General features: G+C 50.1%; 15 protein-coding genes. 7 read left to right on the top strand and 8 right to left on the bottom strand.

The genetic code is table 11. The features are described from left to right. The first annotated feature begins 1 nt into the window (after nucleotide 1). The 3 genes from EL268_RS30170 (at nucleotide 2) to EL268_RS30160 (ending at nucleotide 4,635) form a co-directional block, all read left to right on the top strand. Nucleotides 2–1,723, top strand: a complete 1,722-nt coding sequence (locus EL268_RS30170) for a GMC family oxidoreductase (protein ID WP_106654844.1) — start codon at nucleotides 2–4, stop codon at nucleotides 1,721–1,723. A gap of 219 nt (nucleotides 1,724–1,942) precedes the next feature. Then, nucleotides 1,943–3,151: a trans-sulfuration enzyme family protein gene (locus tag EL268_RS30165; RefSeq protein ID WP_106654843.1), complete on the top strand. Its 1,209-nt coding sequence runs from the start codon at nucleotides 1,943–1,945 to the stop codon at nucleotides 3,149–3,151. A gap of 26 nt (nucleotides 3,152–3,177) precedes the next feature. Then, on the top strand, nucleotides 3,178–4,635 hold the full coding sequence (locus tag EL268_RS30160) for a sigma-54 interaction domain-containing protein (RefSeq protein ID WP_106654842.1): 1,458 nt from the start codon (nucleotides 3,178–3,180) through the stop codon (nucleotides 4,633–4,635). A 68-nt stretch (nucleotides 4,636–4,703) separates the two neighbouring features. Here EL268_RS30160 and EL268_RS30155 read toward each other — a convergent pair whose 3' ends face one another. From EL268_RS30155 to EL268_RS30145, 3 genes are all read right to left on the bottom strand, one after another. Then, nucleotides 4,704–5,027, bottom strand: coding sequence for an antibiotic biosynthesis monooxygenase family protein (locus EL268_RS30155; RefSeq protein WP_088909818.1), 324 nt, complete (start codon nucleotides 5,025–5,027; stop codon nucleotides 4,704–4,706). A 76-nt stretch (nucleotides 5,028–5,103) separates the two neighbouring features. Then, nucleotides 5,104–5,997 carry an arylamine N-acetyltransferase gene (locus tag EL268_RS30150; protein WP_106654841.1) on the bottom strand — a complete coding sequence of 298 codons (894 nt, stop codon included), beginning with the start codon at nucleotides 5,995–5,997 and terminating at the stop codon, nucleotides 5,104–5,106. A gap of 202 nt (nucleotides 5,998–6,199) precedes the next feature. Then, nucleotides 6,200–6,715, bottom strand: coding sequence for a stalk domain-containing protein (locus EL268_RS30145; RefSeq protein ID WP_106654840.1), 516 nt, complete (start codon nucleotides 6,713–6,715; stop codon nucleotides 6,200–6,202). 223 nt (nucleotides 6,716–6,938) lie between these two features. On the opposite strand from EL268_RS30145, the gene EL268_RS30140 reads away from it, so the two are divergent. Then, nucleotides 6,939–7,628, top strand: coding sequence for a uracil-DNA glycosylase (locus tag EL268_RS30140; RefSeq protein ID WP_106654839.1), 690 nt, complete (start codon nucleotides 6,939–6,941; stop codon nucleotides 7,626–7,628). 399 nt (nucleotides 7,629–8,027) lie between these two features. Here the strand turns inward: EL268_RS30140 and EL268_RS30130 are convergent, their stop codons facing one another. After that, a complete protein-coding gene (locus EL268_RS30130) occupies nucleotides 8,028–8,669 on the bottom strand; it encodes a thiamine diphosphokinase (RefSeq protein WP_106654838.1) in 642 nt (213 codons plus the stop codon). Between the two features lie 33 nt (nucleotides 8,670–8,702). Beyond that, nucleotides 8,703–9,107, bottom strand: a complete 405-nt coding sequence (locus EL268_RS30125; RefSeq protein ID WP_106654837.1) for a 2Fe-2S iron-sulfur cluster-binding protein — start codon at nucleotides 9,105–9,107, stop codon at nucleotides 8,703–8,705. A 143-nt stretch (nucleotides 9,108–9,250) separates the two neighbouring features. On the opposite strand from EL268_RS30125, the gene EL268_RS30120 reads away from it, so the two are divergent. Next, nucleotides 9,251–10,159: a GNAT family N-acetyltransferase gene (locus EL268_RS30120; RefSeq protein WP_106654836.1), complete on the top strand. Its 909-nt coding sequence runs from the start codon at nucleotides 9,251–9,253 to the stop codon at nucleotides 10,157–10,159. A gap of 18 nt (nucleotides 10,160–10,177) precedes the next feature. Here the strand turns inward: EL268_RS30120 and EL268_RS30115 are convergent, their stop codons facing one another. Then, on the bottom strand, nucleotides 10,178–10,984 hold the full coding sequence (locus tag EL268_RS30115; RefSeq protein ID WP_106654835.1) for an Fpg/Nei family DNA glycosylase: 807 nt from the start codon (nucleotides 10,982–10,984) through the stop codon (nucleotides 10,178–10,180). A 201-nt stretch (nucleotides 10,985–11,185) separates the two neighbouring features. On the opposite strand from EL268_RS30115, the gene EL268_RS30110 reads away from it, so the two are divergent. After that, nucleotides 11,186–12,343, top strand: a complete 1,158-nt coding sequence (locus tag EL268_RS30110) for a THUMP domain-containing class I SAM-dependent RNA methyltransferase (RefSeq protein WP_106654834.1) — start codon at nucleotides 11,186–11,188, stop codon at nucleotides 12,341–12,343. Nucleotides 12,344–12,418: 75 nt separating this feature from the next. Beyond that, nucleotides 12,419–15,154 carry a DUF4855 domain-containing protein gene (locus EL268_RS30105; RefSeq protein ID WP_106654833.1) on the top strand — a complete coding sequence of 912 codons (2,736 nt, stop codon included), beginning with the start codon at nucleotides 12,419–12,421 and terminating at the stop codon, nucleotides 15,152–15,154. 52 nt (nucleotides 15,155–15,206) lie between these two features. Here the strand turns inward: EL268_RS30105 and EL268_RS30100 are convergent, their stop codons facing one another. Further along, nucleotides 15,207–15,854 carry a hypothetical protein gene (locus EL268_RS30100; protein WP_106654832.1) on the bottom strand — a complete coding sequence of 216 codons (648 nt, stop codon included), beginning with the start codon at nucleotides 15,852–15,854 and terminating at the stop codon, nucleotides 15,207–15,209. A 79-nt stretch (nucleotides 15,855–15,933) separates the two neighbouring features. Continuing rightward, on the bottom strand, nucleotides 15,934–17,181 hold the full coding sequence (locus EL268_RS30095; protein ID WP_106654831.1) for an MDR family MFS transporter: 1,248 nt from the start codon (nucleotides 17,179–17,181) through the stop codon (nucleotides 15,934–15,936). Nucleotides 17,182–17,360: the final 179 nt, after the last annotated feature.

Below are 17,360 nucleotides of genomic sequence, written 5' to 3'. Positions count from 1 at the left end.
TATGGCCAAAAAGTTGCCCAAGGTTGACGTCGTGATCGTGGGAGTGGGCTGGGGAGGAGGCATTATTGCTTCTGAGCTAACCAAGCAAGGTTTGACAGTAGTAGGGCTAGAGCGAGGCAAGGAGCGCAAAACCGAAGACTACTTCATGGTACACGACGAATTGCGTTACGCTCTTCGTTATGAGCTGATGCAGGATTTGTCCAAGGAGACGATCACATTCCGCAGTAAAATGAACGTTCGCGCGCTTCCAATGCGGTCATACGGTTCCTTTTTGCTCGGGACAGGACTCGGGGGTGCTGGTGTCCACTGGAACGGACAGACCTTCCGCTTCCTGCCGTATGATTTCGAGATCCGCAGCAAGACGATTGAACGGTATGGCGCAAAGAAAATTCCAGAGGGGATGACGATCCAGGATTGGGGCATTACCTACGATCAACTGGAGCCGTACTTCGACAAGTTCGAAAAGATGGCGGGAATCGCGGGCGAGGAAAATCCGTTGGGGGGAAAACGCTCCAGTCCGTATCCAGTACCTCCGATGCGTACTACACCGAGTATGAAATTGTTTGCGGATGCGGCGAAAAAGAGAAACCTGCATCCATACATCCTGCCATCAGCAAATCTCTCGCAAGCGTATACCAATCCAGACGGGGTGGCACGGGCAGCTTGTCAATATTGCGGCTTCTGTGAAAGGTTTGGCTGCGAGTACGGAGCAAAAGCCGATCCAGTGGTGACGGTGATCCCAGTAGCCAAGAAGACAGGGAAGTTTGAAATTCGCACGCATTCCCATGTCCGCAGAATTTTACATACAGGGAACAAGGCGACAGGCGTCTTGTATACGGACGTCACGACGGGGGAGGAATTCGAACAGCCCGCCGATATTGTGGTGATGACCAGCTATGTATTTAACAACACGCGAATCTTGCTCATGTCCAAGCTGGGGAAACCGTATGATCCAGCAACGGGAAAAGGCGTGATCGGTAAAAACTACGCCTACCAGGTCATGCGAGGAGGCGCGGTCGGCTTCTTCGACGACAAGGAGTTTAACAATTATGCAGGCGCAGGATCATTGGGAATGTGTTTGGATGACTACAACGGTGATAACTTCGATCACTCCGATCTGAAATTTATCCATGGGGCGAATATCGCTGTCACACAAACCGGCTTCCGACCAATCGGCACGAACAAGGTGCCACCGGGAACGCCTAGCTGGGGCAAGGAATTCAAGGCTGCATCGATCAAATACACGAACCGGTTCATATCGGTAGGCGCCCAAGGGGCTTCGATGCCATTTCGCCAACACTTCCTTGATCTGGACCCGACGTACAAGGACGCATTTGGCGATCCGTTGATGCGCATTACGTATGATTTCGTCGATCAGGACAGGGAGCTGGCGGCTTTTTGTGCAGATAAGTGCGCAGAAATTGTAAAAGAAATGGGGGCGAACGAGAAGCTCGAAATCAACCGCAAGCTCGGACCCTACGATATTACACCATACCAATCGACGCACAATACAGGCGGCGTCATCATGGGAGCCTCTCCAGAAACCTCGGCAGTCAACAACTACTTGCAGATGTGGGATGCAGAAAACGTATTTGTCGTCGGAGCTTCTGCCTTTGCCCACAATAGCGGCTACAATCCGACAGGAACGATGGGTGCTCTCTCCTACCGAGCGGCAGAAGGCATTTTAAAATACAGGAAAAGCGCGGGTGGCATGCTCGTCTAAGCTGTTTTTCTAGTTATGCAAAACACAATTGCAACTATGCGAAAAGTCGTTGGGGCAACTGACGGCTTTTTCGCATGGATCTGAAAAAGTCCATTTGCATGATTGCGAAAGTCTATGAGCACAAAAAGCGAAAAGCACTGGAATGATGCGGTTTCTCACCTTGGCATGCTCCTTGCTATATCCATTGGTAACAGCTGAAGCCAAAGGGAGAGACGAGAAATGACGACAAACAAGTGGAAGATGGACACCTCCATTATTCATACCGCACAAACACCTTGCCAAAAAACAGGAGCAGTCGTATCCGCGGTGGTGCCTGCCGTGGCCTACGCGTTCCCAGATGCAGACTCCGCAGCGGCGTGCGTGGCTGGCGAGCGGGAAGGAACGTACTACGGAAGATATGGCAACCCTACCATCACTACCTTGGAGCAAAAAATCGCCGCATTGGAAAATGGCGAGGCTGCCTTGGGCGTAAGCAGTGGGATGGCAGCCATTTCGGGAGCTTTGCTCGCCTTTTTGAAGCAGGGTGATCATGTGGTGTGTACGCGAGATGTGTACGGAGGAAGCTACAAGTTTCTTACGACCATGGCCCCGCGTTATGGCATTGCGACGGACTTCGTCGATTGCACTGATTTACAGGCAGTCGAGAGCGCTTTTTTGCCGAACACAAAAGTACTGTACATCGAAACACCCTCGAACCCGTGTCTGACTGTTTTAGATATTTCGGCGTTGTCCCGATTGGCGCACGCACATGGCATTGTGGTAATCGTCGACAACACCTTCTTAACCCCGTATTTGCAGCGACCACTTGAGCTAGGGGCAGATGTCGTCGTGCATAGCGCCACCAAATATTTGAACGGACATGGCGATGTCATTGCGGGCTTCATCGTTGGGAAGCAGGAACATATCCAATTCATGCGCAAAAACGTCATGGGAGACTTGGGGCAAAATTTGAACGCTTGGGATGCTTTCTTGATCTTGCGTGGGCTGAAGACACTCGGCTTGCGTGTCAGACAGCATGGGAAAAACGCGCAGGCAGTGGCGGAGTTTTTGGAGCAGCACCCTGCAATCTCGCACGTCTACTACCCTGGTTTGCCTTCGCATCCACAGCATGAGCTGGCCAAACGGCAAATGGCCGGAATGGGCGGGATCGTTTCCTTTGAAGTAAAGGGCGGCTACGAGGCAGCCAAATCTTTCATTAACGCTCTGCACTTGGCTATGATATCGTTTAGTTTAGGAGATCCCGAGACACTGGTACAGCATCCTGCCTCGATGACGCATTCCTCGATTCCTGCCTCTGAGCGGATCAAGTTCAACATTACGGACGGTCTGATTCGCTTATCGACTGGCTTGGAGGATGTGGAGGATATCATCGCGGATTTGGAGCAGGCGTTAGCTAGTCTGCCAATGGCAGCAGCGTCCAGGGGATAAAGGAACGTGAAACTGGAGGATTGGGCATGACAGAGTTTTCCCGGATCGAGGAATTCATTCAATCGTACGCCGACAATATTTCCAAGGTGCTGGGACTCGATGTCACCATCCTGGATGAACAAGGGATACGTGTAAGCGGAACCGGCTACTATCAGGAGTTGATTGGATTGCCTGCACCGGAAGGATCGTTTTTCCGAATGATCCTGCAAACCGGACAGCCGGGAATGATTTTTGACATGAAAAAGAACGAGTCGCAATGCGGCAATTGCAAGTTTTTGCAGCAATGCCGGGAGCTGGCGACGATTGGATTTCCGGTGCACAAACGGGAGAAGACGGTAGGAGTCATCGGAATTATCGGCTTTTCCCCTGAACAAAAGGAAAAAATGCTGCACCACTCGGAAAAATGGATGCCGTTTTTGCAGCATACGAGTTCCTTGATAGAGCACAAGCTGCTAGAGCTGGATGCGGAGCGGGAGAAGAGCTGTAACATTCAAGAGGAAATGCCGCAGGCCTCGGTTCATCCGGTGTATTTCGCTCAGCTGATTGGGGCAGAAACAGGCTTGCGCGATGTGATTGCCAAAGCAAAAAAAGTGACGAACAGCATTTCTACTGTTTTGATCCGGGGGGAGAGCGGAACGGGCAAGGAGCTGCTGGCAAAAGCCATTCACTGCGAGAGTGGGCGCAGCAGACAGCCATTTGTGGCAGTCAATTGCGCGGCGATTCCCGAGACCTTGTTAGAAAGCGAATTGTTCGGGTACGAAGGCGGTGCATTCACAGGCTCCAGACGCGAAGGGAAGCCGGGGAAATTTGAATTGGCCCACAAGGGAACGATTTTTCTGGATGAAGTAGGAGATATTCCGTTGTCCCTGCAGCCTAAACTGCTACGCGTCCTTCAGGAGAAAACAGTAGATCGGGTAGGCGGCGTAAAAACGCTGGGTGTCGATGTACGTGTCATTGCCGCTACACACAGAGATTTGGAGAGCATGGTCAGGGAAGGCACGTTTCGCGAAGATTTGTATTATCGACTCAACGTCATCCCCCTGCGGTTAAAGCCGTTGCGTGAACGCACGGAGGATATTGCGCTTTACCTGCGGCACTTCCTGTATCGGTACGGGACGTTGCTGCAAAAAGGCAGACTGGAGCTCGAAGCCCAGCTCGTCCAACGACTACAGGCATACGAATGGCCGGGGAATATTCGTCAGCTGGAAAATGCGGTCGAGTATATGGTCAACATGGCGGAGGGGCAAGTCATCGGCAACGAAGAGCTTCCTGAGTATTTGCTGTTCGAGGATGAGCCGAGGATAGTGGGCAGCAGCGATTTGGGATTGGAAAAGCTGGTGGCTGATTATGAACGTTCCATTCTCCAACGTTACCTGAATGCAGGCAAGTATGGTCAGGACAAAGCCGCGATAGCCAATGAGCTGCAAATCAGCTTGTCGACCTTGTACCGGAAGATGGAGAAGTACGGATTGGAAAAAGGATAGAGGGACAATAAAAAAACCAGCCTGGATTGATCGGAGTTTTTCCGAGGTCTGGGCTGGTTTGTTTGTATTTACGAAGGCTGCGGTTCTTTTTTCGCTTTCAGCTCGTAATGGCCGGTTTTGCCGCTGATGTACCATTCAGGGGTTTCTTCTTCACGCGCTTGGCGGTGACCTTCCAGATGAACGTCACTCAGCTCCCACTGCTTCCACGCCTCTTTTGATTCCCAGCGGATCATGACGACCACTTCTTCTTCACCTTTGCGCGGCTTCTGTACCAGCACGCTCAAATCTACAAAACCAGGAGCCTTCTCAACAGCACCAGGCTCGCTAAAGCCTTGTACGATTTTGTCAGAATGACCTTCCTGGACGACGAATGTTTTTATCTCCATCATCATGAAGTGCGACACTCCTTATATACCATTTCCCTACTTTTCCATATTATTGAGAAATATTATCATTGTCAACCAGATATTAGCAAATGGTAGGACGATCGAGAGCTTCGGTTTCAAGTGGGACTTCTTCTTTCTTGGCGGCAGCGAAAATATCAATACCGCGTTCGAGCAGGATTTCTACCGCCTCGCGAACAGGGAGAAGTGGCAGTTGCATTTCATCGGCTACGGCAGCTTCTATATCAGAGACAGTGTGGAGGGTTGTTATCTGGTTTGTGCCATCCGAATAGCCGAGCTGGAGGGTATTGTTTTTAAGAACCACGAAGCGATCTTGCTCCAGCTGAAAACGATGGATGTGAAGTCGATTCAAAAAGAAGGCGTCTGGTAAAAAAGAGGAGCGGATGACTTCCGTCAAGTCAGACAGTTCTTTTCGTTCATCCGGATGAAAATCCCACGGAGGAATTGCTACTTTTCCGTTTTCATACCGCGTAAAGCGATAGTGTTCAGGATGATCGGGACTTTTGGTCAAATCCATCGAAACAGTGCCAAAAGATCTGGCATGGTTCCCCTCTTCCAGAAAATGAATCGGCTCAAAGATAGGAGCGGTAGCCCCCGTATCTACATAGACAGGTGTTTCTCCAGTATGGGGACCATCGATCAGGATGGCAGCATGCCCTCCGCCTGGCAAGACCAGATTACCGGAAAATCCAAGTGCACGAAGCAGTGCGAGAAAGCTGTGATTATTTGTCATGCATGTGCCGCCGAAGTGATGACTGATCGCGTTTTGTACATATTCTTCCGGGGAAGGTATAGCATGTTTTCCAGCCCGGAAGAAAAGCAGCTTGCTTACATTTTCATAAGGGAAGGTCTGTAGATGCGCACGGCAGAGCTCACTGAGATAAGAGAGGCTGGGGGACTTGCGGTCTAGCTGTAGACGTTGAAGGTATAAACTCGCCCAGTTCGGTAAGGTAGACATAAACAAGTTCACTCCTTATATAAAATAAATAGTAAATAAAAATGTTTATTAAATAGTTGTAGGGAGATCGTATCACATGGGACAAGTGGGAATCAATCTAAATTTTTCCATGAAAACAAAAAGGCACCGGAAGGATATCCTCCGGTGCTAGCGGGTCCCTAGTCCGCTGTCTTTTTCGTACGAATAGATAAGTGCAATAAAATTATAACAACGACTTAATTTCCCCGGTATTCGGGTTCACTACGAACCAGCCATACGTACTGGTGTAGCTGTCGCCAGATTGGAAGTTGTTGACAACTGTTTGGTACACTTGGATGACATAGTGACCTTTTTCGTCGTCGTGAGCGTACTCGACTACATGTGTTGGAGTGAGTTTGCCAGCGAATTTCTTTTTCACCAGCTCGATCGCTTCCATTTTGGAGTACATTTTTGCTGATGGAATTTTACCGATGAAAATCGATTTGGTTCTCGCATCGTAAATGACCGGTTTGTTCAGGTTCTCTGCTACGAAGCGGATTGGCACATAGACGGAGTTTTTGTACATGATGCCTTGTACGTCGCTGTTTGGTGATTTTGGCAACCCGTCAAAGTAGTAGGTGAACGGTGTTTTCATTCCTTCTTCCGCGTCTGGAAAAGCGGGTGCTGCAATGGCAATTCCGGAAAAGAGCACCGAACCTACAACAATGCCCCCCAAAAATGACTTGATGTCCCATTTCATGATGTGAAACCCTCTCCCTTTCTCTTTTCTCTAAATCTTCCCAGCAATCATTATGTCAAAGATCATAGGAGAAAAGCTATCAAACGAGGGTACTAGGAAACAAAGACTAGGAATCGCGGGAAAGATAGGACTAAATCAGAATAGTCCTAGTTCTCGAATCAGTGGTTCAGTGATTGGGTGGTTTGTGGTAAGGTAGAAAAAAACAGCGGACAAGGTGAGGAACATGGCTACCATATTGCAAAATGACTGGGCCCCCGTATTGGCCGATGAATTCGAGAAGCCCTATTATGTAAAGCTTCGTCAGACGTTGAAGGAAGAGTATCAGACGCAGACAATCTACCCAGATATGTATCAAATATTCACAGCGCTGCACCTGACTGAATATCAGAATGCAAAGGTTGTGATCTTGGGGCAGGACCCGTATCACGGACCGGGACAAGCACATGGATTGAGCTTTTCGGTCAAGCCGGGAATCAAGCCGCCGCCGTCTTTGGTCAACATCTACAAAGAGCTGAAAAGCGATGTCGGTTTTGAAATTCCCCAGCATGGTTATCTGAACCATTGGGCGAAGCAAGGCGTCATGATGCTGAACACTGTCCTGACGGTTCGTCGCGGCACTCCGAATTCGCACAAGGACATTGGGTGGGAGACGTTTACGGATCGAATTATTCATTTGTTGAACGACCGGGAGACTCCACTCGTTTTCATCCTGTGGGGAAAGCATGCGCAGGAGAAGGCGGCATTCATTGATCGAAACAAGCATTTCGTCATCGCCTCCCCGCATCCGAGCCCATTTTCGGCGAATCGCGGCTTTTTTGGCAGCCGTCCTTTTTCGCGGACCAACGAGTTTTTGCGTTCGCGCGGGCTTCAAGAGATTGATTGGCAGTTGCCGATGCAGGTTGAGGAAGAGTAGTCTTTCTTTTAGCCAGGAAAAAGAAAAGGATCTCCAACGTATTGCATAAGATTGGAGATCCTTTCTACTTTTAAGACTGTGGTAACGCAGAGTTTATAGGATTGGACATTCAGTTTATACGGACAAGGCTGATCATCCCAAGTTTTAACAGGCAAAGCAGGTAAGAAGAAAAAGCACAGTGCTCGTAGACCTTGACAGCGCCTACCCAGTCGGAACTTCCAAAAGGGGACCACGGTTGTCGAAAACTTCTTCCTTAAGAAACTTCCGCCCGTAGGGTGGCTTTGGCTCGACGGTCCCCTTTTGGAAGTGGAGACGGGCAGTGAATCACCCATGCTGGGGTGTCAGAGTCGAAGAGAACTGTGCTTTTTCTTCTCCTCCACTATGTTGACTCAAACCAAATCAGTCTTTGCTTTTGACAACGAGCAGCTTGCCTGTTTGAATCGTGATCGTTCCAGTCTGTTCCGTCAGCAGATTGCTGATGCCAAGCGTGTCGCCGATCCGCAGGGTGGCGTCCTTCAACGGATAGAGGAATCCGGTCAAGGTAATCCCTGTTACTTCCGGTGTAAGAGGCAGTAGAGAGATATGCTCAAAATGATTCTGCTCTATCGTACTATGGCGGTCAATCAGCCGGATTTCATTGGTCTCGTCGAGGATGCAGCAGCTGATGCCCGTCTGCAAAACTTTGTTCAGCAAGTGTACATTTGCCAGCATGTGGTCAAAACGAGAGCCGAGCACACCGAGCAGCACGATTTCCTCCGGCTGTTGCTCTATTGCCCAAGTAAGGGCCATTTCTGTATCGGTCAAATCTTTCATTACGGGATCGCAGGAGGAGACGTGGATACTGTGTCGTTCAATTTCTGCCATTTCCTCGGTACTGACAGAATCAAAGTCACCGATCGACAATCTTGGCACAAGACCGTTGCGAACGAGGAACAAGGCACCTCTGTCAACGCCGACGAGCCAATCATTTTCACGAATCTCTTGGATCGCCCAGTTGCCCAGATTGCCCCCTGCGAATAGTAGGATGCGTGTAGGATTCATGCTACGGCCACCTTTTTCTATTAGAAATAACCTCTATGTAGGAATCGAAGAGCGAAATGTGCTCTGACAAGCGAGGCGATAGCCTGTAGTGAGTTTTTCCCCCAGCTTTGCTTTTTCCTGTCCGCTTGGGGTATCGAGTAATGATGCACCAGCTACGATCTGCACACTGCACTTGCCGCAATGCCCTTGTTGGCATTTGTATGCGATGGGTTGCTCTTGCGTAATTGCAGCTTGTAATAGTGTCTCGGAGGGGGTGTACCGGACTGGCATCGTTTGTGAGCGTTGCTTCACCTGTACGAGCTTCTGCTCTGATTGGGGGCGAGTCGTATTCAATTCTGCTTTTTTCAACGACGCATGCACGGGAACGGGAGCCGGACTCGACATTTGTACGTCAGATCGTCCAGGTATGAGCGAGCCAACCGTAAGCTGTTTGCGCATAGGAACCTCCCGAGTAAGTGATTTTTTTCATATTACCATGTCAGGCGTGTAGGTGACAAAGCTGGAGAAAGCGTTCATAGATGATTGAATTTTTAGATTTTATTGATTAAAATAATTTTATTAAAAACCAGGAAGGTGATACCATGATTACCATCATACGGATGAGCGACTGTACCTTTGCAGAAGTGACCAAAGCGTGGAACCGAGGATTTGAAGGCTATTTTATCGAGTTTACGATGACAGAAGAAATGCTTGTCCAGCGACTGGGAGGCGAGGGATACGTGCTGTCCCTGTCTGTGGTTGCTTTTGATGGCACAGAGCCGATTGGCGTAGTAGCCAGCGGGATGAGGACCATTGCAGGGAAAAAAGTCGCGTGGAATGGTGGAACGGGTGTCGCCACGGAATATCGTCGACAAGGAGTAGGGAAGCAACTGATTGAGGCAACATTGGAATTATACCGGGAAGCTGGAGTGGAAGTAGCTACCTTGGAGGCATTGAGCCAAAATACCAAAGCGATTGCCTTGTATGAGCAAAAAGGCTATGACGTTGTGGATCGTCTGTTGTTTTTGCAACAGAGTGGACCGCTGGCAGAGAATGTCTTTCAGACGAATGTACAGGCTGAGTATCGGGTTCGGCGCATTTTGGCCCAGGAAGCCGCTATGCTGCCGTTTTACGTGACCGATGTCCCTTGGCAAAATTACTGGCTGAACTTGCGAGATGCGCAGGCTCTGCTCGTAGAAGACAGAGAGGGTCAGGCGGTCGGCTATGCGATGTACAAGTGTTCGATAAACGAAGAAGGCAAAGTGAGTGGGATCGTGCTGCGTCAATGTGTAGCGCAGCCAGAGCATCCTGATGCACAAGATATTTTGAAAACCGCACTCGCGCATGTGTATGGGCCGCTTGAGCGCGATTGCCGCCGATCTACGTTTAATTTGCGTGCGGCAGATACCTTGCTTGTCGAAATACTGCAAGCGGCGGGATTCGGTCCTTCCGAGACGGAGCAGGTGTTTATGATCAAGCAGATGGAAGCCGCACAGACCCCTGTCGTCTAAGGAGTGAATACGCTTCTGTCAATGCTGGCAGTTCGTGCAGGCGAATACTTTGCGGGAGGAGAGCTCGCTCTTTTCGATAGGCTGTCCACAGCGTGGGCAAGGCTCTCCGCCGCGATCGTATACCTGGCAGCGTTCATCGAAGCCGCCTGTCAGGGAATCGCCTTGAAAAAGCGGCTGCATGTAACCGCCGAATCGTATGGCTTCTTTGAGTACGGTTTGCATGGAATGATACAGTCGTTTTTGTTCCTCGAAAGAAAGCGTCGGGATCGTCCGTGTAGGCAGGATGGCGGCATGAAAGCAGATTTCGTCCGCATAGCAGTTTCCGATGCCTGCCAGCCAATGCTGATTGACTAATGCTGTTTTGAGGACACTGCGCTTGTCAGCGAGCAGCTCCGTAAATCGGGTAAAGGTAAACAGCGGGTCCAATGGCTCGGGACCGAGTGGAGCCAGTTTTTCGTCGATCTGAACGTTGGTGAGCAAGTGCAGGTAGCCTAAACGGAGGCCATGAAAATATAAGAGGCGTTCTCCAAAGGCAAGAGTCACTTGAGCGGTTCTTTTCAGCTTGTCTTCCGACGAGCCCAGGTATAGAAAGCCGCCCAGCATCAGATGAAGCAGCAGGACATGCCCACTTTCCAGATGGAAGAGAATATGCTTGCCACGTCGGTCGACAAGCGTCAGGCGATTGCCTTGCAAAAGACGAACAAATTCCGCAGGCGGCAGATTGATTGTTTTTTCCCGCTGAACGTGTGAGGCTGTAATCGTTCCGCCACCGATTTTCTCCTGCAGCAGTCGGCGATAGGTCTCCATCTCAGGTAATTCTGGCATGCGGACTCCCTCCCGTACGCAAAGTTTTTTGTAGGATTTCCCATATGGATGATTCGCATGCCGTACCCTTCACTGTTTTTGGTGAGGGGTCGTTTCAATTTAGACAAGTTTACCAACGCTATTAGTAAATGGGGTAATATAATATAGGTAGTAGGATCAGGGCATCGCCCGAAGGATTATTGGACGGACAGGAGATTACATATGCAAAAAGTGGAATTGATCGCTACGGCGACTTTTGGTTTGGAATCAGTAGTAGCAGAAGAGGTGAAGGCCCTCGGATACGGACCGGTACAGGTGGAAAACGGTAAGGTAACGTTCACCGCAGATATTTCTGCGATTCCCCGCACAAATTTGTGGTTACGAACTGCCGACCGCGTGCGTCTTAAGATAGGGGAGTTCAAAGCGACTACGTTTGACGAGCTGTTTGAAAAGACAAAGGCACTGCCGTGGGCCGATTGGATCACAGAGGACGGGACGTTTCCTGTAGAAGGGAAATCGGTTAAATCTACCTTGTTCAGTGTGCCGGATTGCCAAGCGATCGTGAAAAAGGCAGTCGTAGAAAGTCTGAAAAAGACCTACAATCGCGAGTGGTTCGATGAGCAAGGACCACTGTACAAGATTGAAGTGGCACTGCTCAAGGATGTGGCGACGCTGACGATCGATACGTCAGGACCGGGCCTGCACAAGCGCGGCTACCGGGAATTGATCGGACAAGCGCCACTGAAGGAAACGATGGCTGCGGCGATGATTATGCTGTCTCGCTGGAAGCCTGATCGGGTATTCATGGACCCATTCTGTGGATCGGGTACACTTCCGATTGAGGCGGCGTTGATCGGACAAAACATCGCTCCAGGGATGAACCGCGAATTTGTCTCGGAGTCGTGGCCTATTATTCCGAAAACAGCTTGGCGCGAAGCTCGCGCAGAAACGCATGATTTGGCGCGCTATGATCAAAAACTGGAGATTATCGGGACAGATATGGATGACGAGATCCTGAAAATTGCCCGCCGCAACGCGACTGAGGCTGGTGTAGATGACCTGATTCATTTTCAGCGCATGGATGTGCGGGATGTGCGAACCAAGCGTAAGTACGGCTACTTGATTTGCAACCCACCTTATGGGGAGCGCTTGGGAGAATGGAAGCAGGTTGCCAAGATGTATGGCGAAATGGGGAAAACCTTTGCTGCCATGGATACGTGGTCTTTCTACATTATTACCTCCGACGAACAGTTTGAGGAGCATTTTGGTCGTACAGCAAGCAAAAAGCGCAAGCTCTACAACGGAAATATCAAGGTAGATTACTATCAGTTTTTCGGACCTAGACCGCCGCGCGGACCAATGGTTACCCCAACCGAGTAGACATAAGGGTGTGTTCAACGGATGACTTTTTGAACCACCTCGTACAGAAGGGGCATAATTGGAGGAGAAAATGCAATGAGCAAGAAAAGATTCGGGAGCAGAATGCTGGCCGCTTTATTGGCAGCGACTACATTACTGGTCCAAAGCACGCCGTTGACTCATGCTGCAACAGAGCCAGAGAAACCGGCGGTGGAGAGCGAGAAACCAGCAGAAGAGACCAAGAAGCTGGAAGAGCAGTTCAATAAAAAAGAAGAAGCGCACACGGAGTTTACGGATTTGGGCAACAGCTACGCCAGTAAAGCCGTAAACAGACTCGCAGCCCTGCATATGATCAGTGGTCAGGGAGATAACCGCTTCAACCCGCAAAACACGATTTCTCGACAGGATATTGCCGTGCTTTTGACAAAAGTAATCGGTCTTCAACCAACAGAAATCGAGGATGCAGCTTTTGAAGATGTACCGTTTGAAAGTCCTTATGCACCGTACGTTTATGGACTCTCTGAGTTGGGTGTGATGAACGGCAGAAGTGAGCATACCATGGGTGCTCTAGACCCGCTTACACGACAAGAGCTGGCTGTCATGCTGTCTCGCTTAATGAAAGAGGGCTCTGTAACCAAAGTGGCAGGCCAGACTCCTGTTGCATACAGCGATGAAGAAGAAATCGCCGACTACGCCAAAACGGCTGTGGAAGAAGTGACGAATCAGCGCTGGATGCAAGGTGCAGGCGGCAAGTTTAATCCGGCAGGAACTGTCACACGTGCGGAGGCTGCTGTGATCGCTGAGCGTGTCTTGGATGCACGCTACCAGCAAGCAGAACAGGTGAAATACAAGGTAGATGTAGAGCGGCTGAGTTTGGCTGCTGGCACGAGCCAACGCTTGAAGGTAAGCAGCATTGGCGGAGATGAGCTGCCCTTTACACCCATTTTCGCATTTGATCGTCCCGAGCTGGGAACCATTTCGGCAGACGGAACCTTTATTGCTGGTCCTACAGCAGGAAAAGGAAATCTCACGGTGACAGTCGGCTACAAAACGACGACGATTCCGGTTGAGATCAAGGACGCTGGTAAGCCAGCTGTCGAAAAGGCAGAGGACACGCCAAAGACTGCACCGGTGACTTCCTCCAATGACTCGGCAACGAAAGTCGATGAAAGCAAGACGGTAGTAGAGGGAGAAAAGCCAGAAGCAGACAAAGGAGCAACCGAAACGGATGCAACGAAGCCTGCTGATCCAGAAGAAGAGGCGGAGGAGCCAGCAGAGAGGGACGAACTGGTCAATATCGCACCAGGCAGTTATACATCTGTTACTACTTTTGGAACGCCAGACTCGTATTTCCAAGAGCTGGAGAAGCAGTATCCGGGTCCAGTAGGCGGACTTGTTACGCCTACGGAAGACTGGACGGGTTACCACCGTCAGTTTGGGCGCAAGGTAACCGTTGAACTCGACGAGGCGAAGCCATTGGAGAGAGTTGCGCTGACGTTTAAGCAGCAGAAGACATCGGGCATCACGATGCCAGAATACATGGAAGTCGAGGTGTCTCGCGACGGGAAAGTGTGGTCGTATGCGGGAAGAGCCATTCACGATGTTTCCGCCAAAGAGGACAAGCTCGTTACACGCACGTTGAGCGTGACCTTGCCTGACGTTAACACCCGCTATGTCCGGGTAGCCTTCCCGGTGAAAGTATTTACGTTCGCTCGTCAGCTGGAGGTATGGGCAAAATCGGATAGCGAGTGGGATAATGGCGCTGTCTTGCTGCCGCCTCCAAACCCGGCGAAGCTGGAAGAAGCCAAACAAGCAGGGCGTCGTGTGGAAAATATGCTGCTTGCTTATACCGGAGAGCATGGCGAACTCGGGACTTGGACCAAAGAGGATTTCCTCCCGATGGTTGGCTACCGCACCGTAGATGGTTATATGCGTGACCAGATGTTTGACACGATTCTGTTCCTGCCGTATCAGACCATTCCGGCAACGAAGGAAAGCTGGACAAAGTATATGAATGATTTGTTCGGATCGAACAAGCAGCTCGACGCTCTCAACCAGGCTATGCGGGAGTACAACCGCCTGCGCGGAACACTGTATACAACACCGACGCAGGAAAATGTCGTGCTGGCGCTGCCGTATCCGAATGCCAATCAGACCAATTTTGGCCAGCTGGATGAAAAGAAACCATCCCTCTCCTTTAGCCCTGCGGGAATTGGGGAAGAGCAAGCGTATCTGAACCGCAAAGCTGCGTTGGAATGGTACTTCCAGGAGCTCATGAAGCGCTGGAACAAGGAAGGATACGCCTATCTGAAGCTGGAAGGAATCTATTGGTTCCATGAGCTGGTGGAGGATAGTGCGCCGAAAGAACGCCAATTGATTCGTGACATGGGTAGCATGGTGCATGACGAAGCGTTGCGCTACTATTGGATTCCGTATTTCGGTTCACCGGGAGTGTCCGAGTGGAAATCTCTTTATTTCGATAAGGCGTTCCTGCAGCCGAGCTATTACAGCGACAAGCCGGTAGGAATTGACCGTATTCAAGGGGTACTGGAGGTCGTCAACAAGTACGACATGGACATCGAGATCGAAGGCGACTGGAAGATGTACAACGATCCGAAGTTCTATCAGACCTACTACAATCAGTTAGTTGCCACCCACAAGCTGGGGATGGATAAAAACAACGTGCACGCTTACTACTTCGGCTCCAAGACATTGCTAGAGTCTGTCAAGAGCACGGACCCTGTCAAGCGCGCCATCTATGATGACACGTACAAATGGATGCGCGGTCGTTTTGACAGAACGGAATTTTTCGAGGGCAGCGAGATGCCGTAGTGAATGGAAAAGAGTCTGTTTCCCGGTTTGCGGGGAGACAGACTCTTTTTTTCTAAAGCGGATGGGCAGGCTTTTGCCCAATCGTTTTCCGATAGATCTCCACCAGTTCCTCCAGGATCATTTCTTTCGCCGCATGTAGAGGGGGACTAGGATGGTAGTAATCGATTCTCTTGGGACATGGCTTGCCAAAAGTCGGTACTCCTGCTGCTGCGATCCGTTGTTTCCACAGTTTCTTGAGCGAAGGAAAATGCTGCCACGAATGGTGGCGGGAAAGCCCCCAACCGAGCAGGAGCCACGGATGCTTTTGCAGTTCCTGCGTAGACACGAGCTGAGCCTCGAGCGTCGTCTCTTTTTCATGAATGAGTTGCTCGAAATGGGAAATGGCACTCACGGCAGCAGCATTTTGTACGGAAAACAGGTTGTAAATATGAAATCTGCCTGCCAATGCCCGTTTTCCGTAGATCGCTTCCACCAGCCGGATCAATTGTCGCATGGTGGGATCGAGTGTGGTTTGACCCATGGTACTATGGTCGGATGCAGGTCTTTCACGAAAAAGCTTGGCACTACCAGGGTTCAGTAAGAGACAGCTCCCAAGAGAACGATGGCCCTCTGAATTCGGTCCCCATTGAAGATAAGTAGAAGTTCGATAGACGACTCCTCGGTGTTCTTTAAAGGTAGCAAAGGCATTCGGCTGGTTCATGACGATCCCCTCCTGGTCAAGCTATCTATGACCTATTTATATGAGAGGAGGGGATTTGGTAGAACGGACATGCTTTTCTCTAGCTACTTTTGCTAACTTCTTTGGCACCAATCATCCGGAACAAGATGATATACAAATAAGCACTGACTAAGGTTAAGCCCAGGATGACACCGAATACACCAACAGGAGCGAGCCATTGGGATAGACCGATCGTCAGGGGAGCGATGAAGCGACCAATCGAGAACTGGAGTGAAGAAGCTCCCATGTACTGACCGCGTGCATCCTCGGGCGAGTATTTACTGATGAAGCTCTGGGCCACTGGCGTGCGCATCAGCTCGCCGAATGTCAAAATCGCCATACAGCCGAACAGGAGCCAAATATTCGTCGTAAAGGCCATCAAGAACAGACCAAGACCAAATAAGATGGAGGAGATGACGAGGCTGTTGCGATCGCTCCAGTTTTCAAACCAACGTGTGACCGGTAGTGTAAACAGAACAACCAAAAAACCATTTAAGGCCATGAGCCAGCCAAATGCGCTGGTTCCCCCGACAGAATAAGTCCAATTGCCCCAGGAGAATAATGGTTGCTGCATAACATGCTCTTTGACATACAACGCCATGTAAATATCCAACTGCATGAATCCAATGGCGATCAAAATCCCTGCGCCAATGTACAGGGCAAATGCTTTGTCTCGGAAAATAATGGCGTAACTCTTGAATTGCTGAGTCAGGGAAAAACGCTCCTTTGCCTTCTCCTGACGGACGTGTTCAGGCAGCGTTTCTTTGATCAGGAAAAAGACAGTGATCGCAAAAAGCAACTCAACGATGGTACAGAACATCAACAGCTGCGGGCGATAATGAACAAAAAAGACAGAGCCCAATACAGGACCTGCAACCACCCCGATGTTCATCGCTGTGTAAAAGGTGGCAAAGACAATTCTTCGATCCTCTTCTGTGGTCAAATCAGCCACCATGGCGGAGCTGGCAGGCCAGTAGAGAGCCCCAGCGATCCCGATCCCGATGAAGGCAATGTAGTCGATCCAAGGAGACGGAGAGAACGCAAACAGCGCGAACATCACCGTCGAAGTACAGAGCGAGAGCAGCATGGTAAACCTGCGCCCTACCCGGTCAGCCAAATATCCGCCAAACAGATTGGACAGCATCCCGAGTAGCGGCGGCACCATCAACAGAAGACCCGCTACATCCTTCCCAAACGTATCACTAAAATAAATCGCCATAAACGGAAAGTACATCCAAAAGAAGGTGTGCGTAATCAATTCACCAAAGAGACGTACCTTCAAATTAAGATCCCACGAACGCCAAATCATGACACGAATTCCTCCATTCATTTCGGCAGGAGCCTTGACCTCGATTCTCTTCTTGGAAAAATTCCACGTAAAAAAGCGCAAACGGGGTAGAGACACTGCTCTTCCGCTTGCGCTTTATCAAACGATACAAGGGTGGCGGGAAATAACCAGTTCAACGGAGTACAAAAGAGAGACGGTTA

The organism is Brevibacillus brevis (genome assembly GCF_900637055.1).
GTDB lineage: Bacteria > Bacillota > Bacilli > Brevibacillales > Brevibacillaceae > Brevibacillus > Brevibacillus brevis.
This window is presented reverse-complemented; position numbering and strand designations above follow the sequence as displayed.

What these genes read in the sequence shown, in the direction of transcription:
- EL268_RS30170 (WP_106654844.1), top strand. Translation starts at nt 2, where the DNA reads ATGGCCAAAAAGTTGCCCAAGGTTGACGTCGTGATCGTGGGAGTGGGC.
- EL268_RS30165 (WP_106654843.1), top strand. Translation starts at nt 1,943, where the DNA reads ATGACGACAAACAAGTGGAAGATGGACACCTCCATTATTCATACCGCA.
- EL268_RS30160 (WP_106654842.1), top strand. Translation starts at nt 3,178, where the DNA reads ATGACAGAGTTTTCCCGGATCGAGGAATTCATTCAATCGTACGCCGAC.
- EL268_RS30155 (WP_088909818.1), bottom strand. Translation starts at nt 5,027, where the DNA reads ATGATGATGGAGATAAAAACATTCGTCGTCCAGGAAGGTCATTCTGAC.
- EL268_RS30150 (WP_106654841.1), bottom strand. Translation starts at nt 5,997, where the DNA reads ATGTCTACCTTACCGAACTGGGCGAGTTTATACCTTCAACGTCTACAG.
- EL268_RS30145 (WP_106654840.1), bottom strand. Translation starts at nt 6,715, where the DNA reads ATGAAATGGGACATCAAGTCATTTTTGGGGGGCATTGTTGTAGGTTCG.
- EL268_RS30140 (WP_106654839.1), top strand. Translation starts at nt 6,939, where the DNA reads ATGGCTACCATATTGCAAAATGACTGGGCCCCCGTATTGGCCGATGAA.
- EL268_RS30130 (WP_106654838.1), bottom strand. Translation starts at nt 8,669, where the DNA reads ATGAATCCTACACGCATCCTACTATTCGCAGGGGGCAATCTGGGCAAC.
- EL268_RS30125 (WP_106654837.1), bottom strand. Translation starts at nt 9,107, where the DNA reads ATGCGCAAACAGCTTACGGTTGGCTCGCTCATACCTGGACGATCTGAC.
- EL268_RS30120 (WP_106654836.1), top strand. Translation starts at nt 9,251, where the DNA reads ATGATTACCATCATACGGATGAGCGACTGTACCTTTGCAGAAGTGACC.
- EL268_RS30115 (WP_106654835.1), bottom strand. Translation starts at nt 10,984, where the DNA reads ATGCCAGAATTACCTGAGATGGAGACCTATCGCCGACTGCTGCAGGAG.
- EL268_RS30110 (WP_106654834.1), top strand. Translation starts at nt 11,186, where the DNA reads ATGCAAAAAGTGGAATTGATCGCTACGGCGACTTTTGGTTTGGAATCA.
- EL268_RS30105 (WP_106654833.1), top strand. Translation starts at nt 12,419, where the DNA reads ATGAGCAAGAAAAGATTCGGGAGCAGAATGCTGGCCGCTTTATTGGCA.
- EL268_RS30100 (WP_106654832.1), bottom strand. Translation starts at nt 15,854, where the DNA reads ATGAACCAGCCGAATGCCTTTGCTACCTTTAAAGAACACCGAGGAGTC.
- EL268_RS30095 (WP_106654831.1), bottom strand. Translation starts at nt 17,181, where the DNA reads ATGATTTGGCGTTCGTGGGATCTTAATTTGAAGGTACGTCTCTTTGGT.